Here is a 13,418-nt window from a genome sequence, read left to right as displayed (position 1 = left end):
TTTGCTGTTCAATGCGGTTATGGCCCTGCAGTACCTTGTAAACAGCGGTTTTAAGATTATCGCAGATAATACTGTGGAGCACACCGCCAAAGAAGTTGAAGACCTGGACGTGGGTTGGCCGCTCGACAATCAGTAACACAATCCCCTGTCTTCCCCGGCCAACGGCAAGGGCTGTTTCTGTTTACCTTTATTTATAAACCACCTGAAGTTCTCCCCTTTTGGATCAGGAATTCTTTCCAGCCGCGGGTAATGGATATTAGGCAGGGGAGGCGTGCTTAAAATTTTCTGCAGATCTTTGATGTTTTCCAGCTCTCCAAATTCTCTGCCGTATAAATCTTTCATTTCAGACTTGAAGCGGTCAATCTTTTCGTTGATCTGCTTCCGGTCCAAAGCCAGCGCATACTGCTCGTAAGCAGTTAACGAAAGGTACTTCTTTTTCAGGTCAAAAACCTCGACTTTTTCAACAATTACCTTTACCGACCCAAAGCCCAGCGGTCTGGCATAGCCGAGGCGGTGATACATGCCTTCTTCCAGCTGGAGAGACCACAACAGGGCACCCAGCTCCGCAGGGGCCAGGCTCTCAAAATCCACGGTAAATTCAAAAACGGCGCCTGGTTTTACGGCATTGCGCACGGTACGGTTCTGATTATCCTTCTTCCCTTCAGGGCGCTCATATTCGTAACCGTCTGGGTGCCTGGAAGGGCCGGCCCCGTGGTGTAGGTAAAACTTCCGCCCCCTTAAAACGGCCTCTTCAGCATATTTTAAATCCCCGGAAGGCTTTTTGCTCTGCCTGTTCAACAGGTAAAAGGAAGTGGCGGTGGGTTTAGGGGAAGAAAGGATGGCCAGGGTTATCTCCCCCTCTTCACCGCTGTCGTAAATCATCTTGCCGCTGCTGAAGCTCAGTCTGCCGGCAAAAGCAACAGCGCTGTCCGCCGGGTGGCCTTCATTTGGACGGTCTTTATCATTACCGCCAACCCAGCCGAAAAGACGGCAGGCGGGGCAGAGTACTTCTATTTTCTTGCACTTGTGCAAGTATTTGGGCAGCAGTTCGCGCATACTTTTTTCGTGAAAAACGCGGGGCACCAGCACCGGTGCCAGGAAAACCACATCCGGACTGTCGGCAGATCCGGCAAGCAGAGCGTAGACCAGCTCGCCGTCTTGAACCTTATATCCTTTCGAACACCCCTTCACGATAAACCGGCTGTACGCTGCGTGTTTACCTTCGCCTTCTTTTTTTGATTCAAGCGGCTTTTGCGGGTCCTGCAGCTTTTTAATCCGCTCGCAGTGCCTGTCTGCATATTCGGCAATCAACTTTTCGAATTCTTTTACTTTTTCTAACGGCAGATTTATTTCTTGCCCGGAATTTTGCCCGGAATTATCGAAAAAAAAGCGCTCGCTATGCTTGGACTCGATGTTTTGGTTGTTTTTGCATAGATAACCTTTCGTTAATATAAAATCGCCTTTTCCCATCTTAAGCTCATTATATTTCTCTTTAATGGCCTGCTCATTATCCGGAGCTTCAATCTCCACCACGTCGTAAAAAGTTATATTGGGGTGGCTGTGTCTTCTCTTTTTTAAAATAGCCCAGCATTCACTGCCGTGGCCGGTGTCTTCCGGCAGTGCAGGCGGTGTTTTTCCCCTCCGGCTGTGCACGAATTCGTCGTTCTTTTGCTTTAGAGTCTTGCTTGGCTCAAGAGGCCAGAACGAATACAGCCAGCCGGCATACTGAGTTTTGCTTTTGGGATAATTTTCATTTAAATACCGCCTGGGGTCAGGATAAATTATCATGTTTTCCCGCCCGGGCAAAAGTTTCAGCTTAAAACCTTCTTCCCGGCTTCCCTCGATCCTGGCCGGCACCAGCCAGGCAGAGTACCGGTTATTCCGGTAGGAAAGCCTCCTGTCATCGAAGACTGCAAAACAGGAGTTGGTGGCAGCTTCGTAAACCGAGCGCACCATCCCCCGCAGGCTGCTGCCGGGAATGAGTTTGCGGCCGTCGATCTGGAAAAAGCGGTATTTTTTGTGGCCGTCATTTTGCCCGTCTTCCTCGATACCGTGGGAATCAGAAATAAAAAGCGGCGTTATATTGACCAGGCGGCAGGTAATCCGGCCGGACAGCCCGGTAAAGCGGTCGTGCGGCGGCGGCTGGCAGCGCCAGAACAGATGCGGCCCGCCTGCGGCTTCCGCCGGCTGGTCCAGGTAGCGGACAAAATTGTAGGGGTTTAAAAACTGGTTTCCATCCTGTGTCCCGGCACTCTGCGCCTGCCCGGCCAGTATATCTCCCAGGCCGGCCCGCTTCAGGTATTCCATTGCTTTCTCTTCGGACAGCATTCCTTCCATTTCCCCTCCGCAAACAGAAAAAACCGGCCCGGCTTCTGGCAGCGCAATTTCCGGTTTGCCTTTTTCTCTGCCGCCTCTGTCTGTAGCCCCGGCGCTTTCCGGCTGCTCTTTCTTTACATACGGATCAACCACCCTGACCCGGCACACCCGGCCATCCGGGCTCAAATCATATTCCACTTCCCTCCCCGCGGAAAGAAAGGCGCGGGAGGATCTGTCCACGTTAATTAGTTTAAAATCCAGCATTGCGCCGGTTAGGTTATCCTTAAGCCTGCCCCTGTTCTTTCCCGGACTATAATTGATAATCTTACCCCGCGGCATTTTTCTCTCCCTCCTCAACCAGATCGCAGTACCATACCAGTTCAACACGGCCCCTGCGGCTGTAGACGCGGCAGAGCAGTTTCACCCGCCCTTTAAAGTCAACCGGATACTTCAGGTCGGCCGCCGCCACACGCCTTTCCTGCCACGCTTCCGCTTTCCCATCATACTGTCCCCAGAGAAGAAATGCTTCTTCATTTACGAAAAATTTTGCCTTCTTCTCCTCCTCCCACAAACTTTTCCCCGGTCCCAGGTTCCCGGGCAGCTCAAGCCCCGGCGGGCCGATCACCCGCCACCTGAGCCGGCCCGGGCCGTCTCTCCAGCAGTAAAAATCACCTCCCGGCCCGAATACGCGCGCCCACAGCAGGTCGTCCGGCCACCGGTCAACAGACCCAGCCTTTAAAAACTTTATCTCTTCCAGGCAGGCCAGAACGGCATATTTAAACCCCATCACCCTGCGCAGATCCGGCCAGGCGGCCCGCCAGCCTTCCATCGATATTTCACTTCCGCACACGGTCAACTGTTCCTCACCCACCTCCGCTCCTTCACGCATCACACCTCCGGCCAGCTCCCGGAAATCCACTCTCCCTTGCCTCATAACTGCACCTCCAGTGGATAGAGTTTCCAAAGTTCTTCCCGGTCAAAATAGTAATCTTTCAGCAAAGGCGGCAGCCGCTTTTCTTCCCTGTCCTGCCTGGATACCTCTTGCCGGTACAGGTCTTCTATCCAGCCATTAACCGCCGGCAGGAAAAGAGGCAGGCTTTCGGGCACGTGCAGGGTAAAGCAGTTGAAAATGCCCCTGCAGGTCTTCCGGGCCGTGGGCTGTTGCGCCGAAGATAAATTTATAGTACCCAGATCCTTTTCCTGGAGATAGCCCACGGTCAGTTCGCCGCCGGTCAACCTGGCCAGACCAAAGCCCTTCCCTCCGCCATAGCCGACCCGGACACTCTCGCAGGCGAAATCGCGCAGGACCAGGGCCAAAAGGCCCAGTTCCCAGGGCCGGGGGTTTTCAATATAGAGGTGCAGCTCAAACTGGGGCCGGCAGAGGACCACGGCATCGTATTTCAATTTCCCGGCGCCCCCGCCGGTAAAACGGTCCACCGCCAGGAAGTCAAAAAGCTTCAATACGGCCTCCGGCCGGGAGTCTGTCTGGCTAAAAAGGGCGTCGGAAACAAACAGCCGGCCGCCCCGGCGGGTGCTGCCGAAGAGGCGGCAGGCCAGGCAGAGGTCCTCTTCCTCCGCTATATCCAGCCCGGAGAACCCGGCTTCTGTCAACAGAGCATCACAGGCGGCCAGCGGCTTCTCCGGCAATCTCTGCAGCGGGTCGCAGGCCGGGCAAAAGGCTTTAAAATATTCCGCCTGCTTCTGGCGGTTGCCGGGGTTTTTCTGCTGTGCTTTAATGCTCCAGATGGTGCGCAGGATCTTTTCCGCCCGTACCCGGATCACCCCTTTCAGCGCCGAACCGGGCAGCACCGGCAGGTCCCACTGGTCCCAGGCAATGGTCAGGGGAACATGGTCAAAACCATAAAGCACGGCCTGGGGGTCGCTCACCACCATGCCTTCTGTGAACTGCAGCCGGCCCGCAAAAGAGCACCACAGGCGCAAACCGCCATCCCTGCCGGCGCCGCCGGCAGAACTCACCTTCCGGCGGGCACTCTCCAGGCTAACGTCCAGCCAGCCTTTACGCACTCCGGCCACCTCCCAGGGGCGGTCTGATGCCAGGTATTTCCTCACGTCCTCCACCCTGCCCAGATCCAGCTCCCGCATTTCCAAAGAGCGCAGTCGAAAAACACCCAAGCCGCTGGTCACCCGCCCGCCCAGCCGGCCGCGCCCTTCCTGCCATTCGGCCAGGGCCGCCGCCAGCAGAAGCTCGCCTGCTTCGTCCACACCGCGCAGCTCCAGACGCAGGGAAAAGACCGCCCCCGGCGGCAGCACCTCCAGGTTAAACTTAGCCCGTGCCGCCCTGGCCGCCGTGCCGGTGACCCGGTCAATGCCCACCCCGTCGCGGATGGCGGCTGGCAGGCTCTCCTCTTTCAAAAAGGCATTATAAACGTAGAGCCGGGAGGCTGACGGCCCCCGGCCGCCTGCCCGATCCATAGGACTTCCGGCTTCCTCCTCTTCAGCGGAATTGATTTCCCCCATCAGCCGGCAGACAGGACAGCCGCAGATGCCGCGGCCGCCCGCCAAAGTCCGGCAGGCCTCCCATCCCAGCCCGGGGGCCAGCCTGGTCATTTTCTCCCGCAGGGCACCGGCCAAGGCGGTTCCCGGCAGGTAGACCGCTCCCCGCTCGTCGCGGATCAACAGGGCATCCGCCACTTCGCCGGCCTCGCCGCTGCCCAGGTGCAGGGCGCAGGATATAACCAGTTCGGCAGTAATCACTTTATAAGCCTCCACCGTTTATACCTCCTCCTTTACATCGGCACCTATGCCGGCCAGCCTGCCGGCCAGCGCTTCCACTGCCCTGGTAAACTCACAGCTGTTTCTGGATTTTCCGGCCAGTTCCTCTAGCAGTTCCTGAAGCCGCTTCAGCCGGTCTTGTCCCTTGCCAGGGGGCCAGATCTTGTTCTCCCGCCCGGGATCGCAATAATCTTTCAAATACTTAATGATATTTTCAGACGGCCAGCCCATAGAGGAAAGCTTTTCTTCCAGTTCTTCCACAGGGCAATGGCGCTGCCGGTACAGCCAGCGGGCCAGCAGGGCCAGCTGCTTTCTCTCTCCCCCCGGCCATTCCTTTACAACCTCGTCCAATCTTTTATCCAGCAGTTCATTAACTTCCCGGCTCCATGCGCTGTCCCGCCGCATAAAATGATCCGTCGTATCGGTGAGCAGCTCTGTGAGCAGTTCTTCGGGTAAAGAGACGCCGGTTTTAGGCAGTTGGATCTTTTCCTCCAGCAGGTTGAAGGCCACCCGGCCGTATCCTTCCCACCGGTATTCACCCACCCCGGCCGCCTCCAGGCGGCACATCCGGTCCAGCATTTCTTTCTTCACACCGCCCGGCACCTTCAGCCGCCAGGTGGACCCTGCCTGGATTATCACCTTGCGCTGATCCGGCAGGCCCCACAGCCGGTTAAACCCGTCCCGCTCAGTTGCACAGACAAAAACATCTTCATCTTCCACTTCCACTGGAAAGCCCAGGATTTTTTCCAGCCAGCGCTGATCCGGCTCGCAGCAATAGCGCCCCCACTGATCCACGAAAACGGTGTCGGAGATAAAGGTGAACCTGATTCTTTCTTCTCCTTCTTTCACCCTCTCGCGCAGGGGACTGTTAAAGCCCTCCCGCTCCTCCGCCCTCTGCAGCCTGCCGGCGTGTAAGCGCAGGGTGCCGTAACCCCGCCCGGCCGCCTTGCCCACTTTAAGCGAAAAGGCCCTGTCCTCGCCAAGATTGAATATTTTTGCAAAGCACTCCCAGACCGCCCTGCTGCGGAAGCAGATCTCGCCCCAGAAACAGGTGCCGGCAGGCAGGGCGGTGTAGCCGAAAAGCTGTCTCGGAAGGGCACGGCCGGTCCCATTGTCTATACTCACATGCATTTCCGGTGCCAGGGTGATTTCTATTTTACGCGGTTTTTCGTGAACCGCCACAAAACCGGTGCCGGCCACAAGCGGCGTCTCAACCTTGCTATCTCGTAATTCATAGATTCCATAGCATTGGGGGCAGTACTCATCCCCCGGCCCGTCTATTGAAGCAAGCAGAAACAACCCCCTCTCTTCTTTGTCATGGCCGTTATATCCGGAGAAATACTTGCACATGCCCGTATCCCTGGGAACGGGCAGGCCGGGGAAAACAAGGGTATCCTTTTTCAAACACGGCCAGAGGGGCGACAAGACAACCGCCCCGGTAAAAAAGAGCTCTTTGATCAGGTCCGGCAGCAAACTGTCTCCCACCTGCTCTGCCGCCCGCCGGATCAGGGAGCCGAAAATGGCCCTGCCCGGCACCGCCTGCACACTTTCAAACATGTTTCCCGCTTCTGCCCGGCAGGCCAGCACCAGGGGCTCCGCGGCCCGGGCCAGCAACCTGATCACCTGCGGTTCCTCCGGCTGCCGCAGGGCCTCTTTCAGCAGGGAGACCGGGTCCGGCAAAGACCGTTTGTTCTCAACGGCCCTGTTAACCGGCGTCAACAGCACATCCCGCTCAATTTCCCCGGCACAGAAAGCAAGAATTCGTTCCCAAAAGTGCTCCTGTACCTTTGCCGGTTCTGCCGGGAAACCAGCATCTTCCACGCCCTGTATTCCCCGCAGGCCGATCACGCACTCTCCCCAGCCGCGCCGGCGGGAACTCCCCAGGTGCCGCACATTTCTGGCGGCAGCCACCAGCAGGGCCACGTCTTCCACGTTCACCTCGCGGCCGGCTGCGCTCTGCGCGGTAAAAACGAAGGCCAGCCGGCGGTCGCCCCGCTCCAGTGAAAACAGGGAACGCGGCTGGGACCGGCGGGCGGCGTAATTTATCCGCACCCGGTGGACGGCAGCAAACCGGTCCTTTATTTCCATCGCCGGCCTTTCCAGACCTCCGGGCCGCGCCGAAGAAATTTTCCACAGCCCGGGTCCGGCAGGCGTGCCGAAAAGGCGGCATACCGGGCAGGAAGCGCCGCTGCTGCAGTATCCGCCGCCCAAAGGATGCCGCGCGCCCTCCCCGTACCGTTGCCGCACCGCCGGCATCTGCAGCAACCGCTCCAGCCCGTCCCGCAAAAGACCGGCCAGGGTCGTGCCGCGGATTGCCGGCACACCGTCACCATCGCGCAGTAAAAAAGAGTCGATTTCCCCGGCAAATCCCGAACCTACATGGTAGTGGCTCAGTAACTGCAGCTCAAAAGTCAGCTCCACCGCCATCTCTACCGCCCCCTTTCATAATCACTGCGTTTTTTATCCAGAGCAAAGGTAAAATCCCAGAACCGCAGCAGGTCCGGCATGCCGTGTCCGAACTCGGCCTTTTCCTTCGGCAGGCGCCCGAATTTCCGCAGGAACTCATCTTCCCGGTCTTCCGCCCCACCGCCGAGCGATTTTAAAGCCCTGCATAAATTGGCGGCCAGCCCATTTTCCTTTCCGGACCCTGCAGGCATTACCTCTTGCGTGCGGACGACAAACTCGCGCAGCGCCCGGTTGATTGTTTTCTCTACCTCCCTGCTGCCCGCAACCGGCAGGTGGAAAATTTCCCGCAACCGCGCCCGCCTCTTTTGCGGCAAATCCGCCAGATCATACCTGGCCTGAATCAGATCGGCCAGGTCCGCACCCCAACCGGTCGGAACGCCCCTCGCCCCTTCCGCGGGCACCAGGTACGGCCGCAGGGAGGGGCGGAATTTCCCGGCTTCTACTTCCTCCCCGGCGAAACTGCCGCTGATCAGCTCGCAATCCACGGCTGAACAGTTAATGCCTTCTTCGTACTGCAGGGACACCGCCAGGCGCTTCGTTTTTCCCAGCAACTCTTCGGCCCTGCGGTGGGCCAGGGAAAAGGGGTAGGTTTCCTTGCAGATGACCACGGCCGCGTTGATGGTCGGAGCCGCCGCTTCTTCCATCATGAGCCCGTCCTGGACGAACTTTCTTATTCTCTCGTTGAAATTCTTGACAAATTTCCCGGTAAAGTCCAGGGCCCAGGGAGCGGGCAGGAGAGCGAAGAGGTCGTCTCCCCCCAGGATCAGGGGCAAAAAAGGGATAAAATTTTCTTTCAGTTTTTTCCCATCATCGCCGGCGCGCTCCATCAATTGTTTAACCGGCTCCCGCAGGCTCTCATGAAAGATGCGCTCCATGTTCTGCGACAGCTCTTTCATCTCCGCCCGGTCGCACCTGTTGAAGAGCCGGCCCATGTTGTTGACGTCGGCAACGAGATAGGCCAGGTGGCGCCGCTGGTCAAAACAGGCCACATCCTTAGCCTGCTTCGGCCAGCGGTAGCGGGAAAGATCTTTTTCATCCAGCACCCCGCCGTAAAAGCTACTCAAAAATTCCCCCCTGCCGTCTTCTCGCTCCCTGCTTTTATTCAGACAGGAGGCACAGAGGTACTGCGAGCGCGCCCCGCCCTTCCCCTCTTGCCTCCAGGCCCTGGCCAGGCCCACGCCGCAAACGGAACAAAAAGCCACATAGGGCATCTGCACCGGCGAAAAGGCGCCGCCGCGCCGGTTTTTCGCCCGGCGCAACAATTTTTCAGCCTTGCTGGCTGCCTCCGGGAAATTGCCGTCGACAGAAACAGGATCGGCCACCGTCAGGCTCCCGCCGGTGGCCCGCTGGTAAATTTCGGCCAGGCGCTCGCCGTACTGCTCTGCCTCTTCCTTGCTGCTAAAGAGCAGGCGGAAGCTGCCCCCGCCGGCCACCACCACCTCTGCCGGCCTGGGACGCAAATACTCCGGCACTTCTTCACAAAAACGCCTTAAAATCTGGCTGCCCCCCACCACTTCCTGCAGTTGCGACGCGCGGAAGATGAAGTCCTGGATCTTATCGGCCTCGGCTGCCAGCAGGTATTCTCCGGCCATCCCAGCACCCCTCCATTTCTTTACTCATCCCCGGTTACCGGGGGCGGCAGAATTTCCTTAAGGCCGCATAGCCCGCACAGTTCCGGCCAAGGGATTATCTCGGCAAAAACTGCGGAATCCGGCATCCGGTTATCCTGACGGTAACTCTCGTAATTCAGCCGGGCAAATAAAAGGGCGTCTTTGGCCAGTTCCTCTGGAATAGAGTAGTAGCGGTGGGCTATCTTGTTGCGGCAGTCGAGAAAAATCTTCCAGCCTTTTCTGTCTCCCCGATCTTTAAAGAAGGCAGTGCTATTCCACCAGCGAGGGATTTTTTTTGACCCTTTGTTGAAGGTAATATCAGGCGGATTTTTTCCGCCAAGATCTTTCATTTTGAAAGTTCCCCCTGCCGTAAGTTTCTTAAAAGATTTAGAGGCATTGGGCGACCGGCCATCCTCCCCGTCCGCCTCGCCCCAGAAATCCAGGGCCTTTTTTCTGTCTTCCTCGCCGTCCAGCAGGGACAGGAGCCACAGGTTGAGCACCACCTCGCTCAAGCCGGCTGCCCGCAAAAAGGCCGCCCGGTAATCTTCTTTATATTCAATCATCCGTTCGATGCGGCGGAGTTCGTCACAGATATAGGTATCGAAGAGCTGCGGTTCCAGGTAAAAACGCCCCGGTTTTTTAACAAATTTCGCCCCCTGCACCTCATACCAGATGCCGCCCAGGATTTTCACCGCATCGGGAGGCCGCCTGAAACCGGGTATTTCACCTTTTATACCTTCATATATTTCGCTGGCCCGGTTAAAATTACCGCTTTCCCAGCATTCATAACACTCCAGCACGCGCAAAAGCCTGTCCACGGCCTTTTCCCCCGTTTCGCCGAAATACTTCCGGCCCGACCACTCATCCCCTTTATCCATAGATTTTTTAATTTCATCCACCAGTTTAATCGCGCCGTTAAAATTATACTGCTTATAAAGCTGCCGCACTTCCAGCCATTTGCCCATGGCAAAAAAGGTATAGGGGTTGTCAATTAAGGCAATCTTGCTGCGGTACCCGTAAGGACGGCGTTTTTCAGGGCTATAGGCATCGTCTGGAAAGTCCACGTAAGAAACCGCCGTCCCCGACAGCGCAGCAAACAAAAAGGCAGCCGCCACCATATTTTTCTTGGCCCCGGTAATGTCCAGCACCAGCGGCAGGCTTTCTTTTCCCCTGACCGGTGGCTGCTCTCCCTCTTCCTTAATTATTTGGGTCAACTGGTGAAAGACTTCCACCGGTCCGGCACCGGCCGCATCAATTTCCGTGGGCTTTATCTCCGGCTTTTTTTCTATCAATTTGCTTTCAGAAAGTTTGTTTATCAGTTGTTCAAGCTTCTGGAAAACGACTCCCGCACTCTCTCCACCGTACTTGGCATTCAACAGCAGGTAAAGCTTTTCCGGCCGGTAGTGGCAGACGGCCTGCAGCAGGGGTTCCCAGGAAAAGCCCACCAGCAAAACCAGTGTTTTTGCCTGCTGCGGCGGGCTGTTCTTTTTTATCTGCTCCATCTCCCGGGGCAGCAGTTTGGGGATATAGGTTTTAAGCATAACCGTTACCTGATCATCCAGGTTATTCTCCAGTTTACTCCAGTAATCCTCAGTGAGATCTTTTAATTCATCAAATTCGTTTTTAATGCGCGGCATTTTCCCTCACCTTCTTTTCAGCCTCCCGCGATAGGCGCGTTTTTTATTTTTCGGGATTGAAAACTGCCCGTCCAAATCTACTTGCGGATTTAGTTCTAGAACTATGTTTGTTAGTCCTTGCCCAGGTAAAGGCTTTTAAGTGTTCGCGGTTTTTAATTGTTCCCAATTTCCATATAGCAACGGGTAGCTGATGAAAGGGAATATCCTTCCCAGGGTACTTTTAGGCGTATCAATATCCGGCACCAGTGATGCCACAACCGCAATTCCTGTGGCTAAAGGCGGCATGGGCAATCAGTCCCGCCGCCATATGAGCCGGGGCCATCATAAAGCGTTCTCCCTTTTCTATTAAATTTTTGTGATAACCAATTTGTTTTCTGCTTCGTTAAAGGTGACGTTACAATTTAACACCTCACATATTGTCCGCAGTGGAATATATATATTTTCGTCTCTTATCTCAGCCGGAACTGGTAGTTCTATGGTTTGATCAGCAAGAAAAGCTATGTTGCTGTTGTTGATGAAGTTAAGTTGTTTCTTGTTTTCCTCTGTTTCTGGCAACTCAAAAACAACTGATTGCAGGGAAGTGTCTATTTCAGCCGGTATGCCAAACAACTCCTTTGCGTCCTGCCAGGCAATCATTGTTGTCCCCTCTTTTATAAAGAGGGCTGTTTTGTTGTTAAACAGTCGGTTATTTAGTTGAACCTTAACCGGCGAATACGCCTCGATTTTTACCTCTACCTTCTCTGAATCGGCAGATGCCACTATTTTCACCGGATAAGGCAAAGTGTTTTTGAATTTGTAGTCCCATTTATCATACCATACGGCCGCATCTTCGCCTTGCTTTGCATAGGGCACTTCGATGGAGTGGTTGTGCCTTTCTATTGGCATTAATCCGGCTTTTTTAACAGCCTGGTGCAAAACTGTCGCAGTACGGCACACCCCGCCCCCTACATCCGGGACCAGCCGATATCCCCTACCTGTCCATGCGACCGAGGAACCATATGTGAACCCCCTGGATATTGTTCTCGGCCCTACGGTTTCGTTATAAGAGAAGATTTCCCTGGGGTTAATGACTTTATTATTAATGAAATTGGCTGAAAGAATAATATTGACCTGCGCCCCGGGTTCTTCCGATTGCGGCAAAGAATACTCGGCGACAGTGTAAAATTCCGGCGAAGAAGCCGCATCACAGTGCTGTATGCCGTAAACGTTAAGTGCCAGTGCCAAACATAATCCAGCTACAACCTTTCTCAACCTACCAACTCCTTCCGGTTAATCTGTTTCAATTCCTCATAGACCCCCATGCCGCTTGCGCGGCACCGGCAGAAGGATGAAAATGGTGCTGTGAAGAATCTTTATTCTACGGCTGGCGAAGGGAGGTCGTATCTACTTGCTCCCGGTCGAATTCCTCCAGCAGTTGCCGCCCTTCCTCGCTAAGATTTACTTTAGCCAAGCGGCTCTCGTAGTAAATGCGTACCGTAGCCCCGTCATCCACCGCTTGGGCAATATCATAGATATCTACATAATTACCAAAGACAGCCGGCGTGTTGACGTCCGTACCTTCGATGGGGGTACCGGTAAAACCAATATAGGTGGCATTGGGCAGGGCATCCCGCATGTACTTGGCAAAGCCATAGGAAATACGCTGGCCAATGACCTGGCCTTGCTCGTCCCTTTCCTCCACCAGCTTAGCCTCAAAACCATACTGGGTACGGTGGGCTTCGTCGGCAATTACCACAATATTGCGGCGATCGGATAGTCTGTCAAACTCAGACTTCCCCTTCTCCGGCAGGAATTTCTGAATGGTCGTAAACACAATGCCCCCGGAGGCCACCTTCAACAGTTCCTTGAGGTGTTCCCGGTCCTTCGCCTGCACCGGTGCCTGCCGTAATACCTGGGTACAGGAGGCGAAGGTATCAAAAAGCTGGTCATCCAAATCGTTGCGGTCGGTTATCACTACAATGGTGGGGTTATCCAAACTTTGCACCAGCTTGCCGGCGTAGAAAACCATTGACAGAGACTTGCCGCTGCCCTGGGTATGCCAGATCACACCGGCTTTCCGGTCACCAGTCTGACTCGCTGCCCGTTGGGTGCTGGCCACCGCCTTATTAACCGCGTAATACTGGTGATAAGCCGCCAGTTTCTTCACCGTTTCCATCATGGTAAGACCCGTTTGGGGATCTTCTTGCCGCACTTGTTCAAAAACAATGAAGTGCCGGATTAAATCAAGCAGAGTTTCTTTCTTCAGCATGCCCTCAATCAGCACTTCCAGCTGACTGACAAAGGGAGAGGCCTCCCGCAAACCGTCTTTGGTCTTCCAGGCCATAAAGCGGGAGTAGCCGGCAGACAGGGGGCCCGCCCTGGCCTCCAGCCCGTCCGATGCCACCATAAAGGCATTGTAGGTAAACAGGGAAGGAATGGTCCCCTTATAGGTTTGCAGTTGGTCATAAGCCTTACGCACTGTGGCCTGCTCGGCCGCCGGGTTTTTTAACTCCATCACCACCAGGGGCTGGCCGTTTATTTTGCTGCTGCTCAATGACCGTAAACTGGTTCACCACCAGAAACTCATTGTTATCCGGCCGGTGGAAATCAACCAGCCAGACTTTGTCCCCCACCTGCCTGCCAGCCCGCTGGTAGAGAACATCCACCCCCTCCACCA

At 55.4% G+C, this 13,418-nt stretch carries 8 protein-coding genes and 1 pseudogene; 1 reads left to right on the top strand and 8 read right to left on the bottom strand.

Features of this window, described 5'->3' with window-relative positions; all coding sequences use genetic code 11:
• Position 1: 1 nt before the first annotated feature.
• A complete protein-coding gene (locus tag BUB67_RS17110; RefSeq protein WP_274377210.1) occupies positions 2 to 136 on the top strand; it encodes a hypothetical protein in 135 nt (44 codons plus the stop codon).
• Here BUB67_RS17110 and BUB67_RS00605 read toward each other — a convergent pair.
• The 8 genes and pseudogenes from BUB67_RS00605 to BUB67_RS00570 form a co-directional block, all read right to left on the bottom strand.
• Complete coding sequence (locus tag BUB67_RS00605; RefSeq protein WP_084127604.1) at positions 130 to 2,655, bottom strand: TIGR03986 family type III CRISPR-associated RAMP protein; 2,526 nt, start codon at positions 2,653 to 2,655, stop codon at positions 130 to 132. The two genes, BUB67_RS17110 and BUB67_RS00605, sit on opposite strands and share 7 nt — an antisense overlap.
• Positions 2,642 to 3,250, bottom strand: a complete 609-nt coding sequence (locus tag BUB67_RS00600; protein WP_073234089.1) for a hypothetical protein — start codon at positions 3,248 to 3,250, stop codon at positions 2,642 to 2,644. The genes BUB67_RS00605 and BUB67_RS00600 overlap by 14 nt, the downstream gene beginning before the upstream one ends.
• On the bottom strand, positions 3,247 to 5,046 hold the full coding sequence (locus BUB67_RS00595) for an RAMP superfamily CRISPR-associated protein (protein WP_073234084.1): 1,800 nt from the start codon (positions 5,044 to 5,046) through the stop codon (positions 3,247 to 3,249). The genes BUB67_RS00600 and BUB67_RS00595 overlap by 4 nt, the downstream gene beginning before the upstream one ends.
• Before the next feature lie 3 nt (positions 5,047 to 5,049).
• Entirely contained in the window at positions 5,050 to 7,476 is a 2,427-nt protein-coding gene (locus BUB67_RS00590) for an RAMP superfamily CRISPR-associated protein (RefSeq protein WP_073234081.1), read from the bottom strand.
• 2 nt (positions 7,477 to 7,478) lie between these two features.
• Positions 7,479 to 9,107, bottom strand: coding sequence for a Cas10/Cmr2 second palm domain-containing protein (locus BUB67_RS00585; protein ID WP_073234078.1), 1,629 nt, complete (start codon positions 9,105 to 9,107; stop codon positions 7,479 to 7,481).
• Positions 9,108 to 9,127: 20 nt separating this feature from the next.
• Complete coding sequence (locus BUB67_RS00580; RefSeq protein WP_073234075.1) at positions 9,128 to 10,762, bottom strand: hypothetical protein; 1,635 nt, start codon at positions 10,760 to 10,762, stop codon at positions 9,128 to 9,130.
• Positions 10,763 to 11,107: 345 nt separating this feature from the next.
• Entirely contained in the window at positions 11,108 to 12,013 is a 906-nt protein-coding gene (locus BUB67_RS00575; protein WP_073234072.1) for a VanW family protein, read from the bottom strand.
• A 106-nt stretch (positions 12,014 to 12,119) separates the two neighbouring features.
• A pseudogene (locus tag BUB67_RS00570) lies at positions 12,120 to 13,407 on the bottom strand (type I restriction endonuclease subunit R).
• Positions 13,408 to 13,418: the final 11 nt, after the last annotated feature.

The sequence above is a fragment of the Desulforamulus putei DSM 12395 genome, from assembly GCF_900129195.1.
In the GTDB taxonomy this organism is placed as follows: Bacteria; Bacillota; Desulfotomaculia; order Desulfotomaculales; family Desulfotomaculaceae; genus Desulfotomaculum; species Desulfotomaculum putei.
This window is presented reverse-complemented; position numbering and strand designations above follow the sequence as displayed.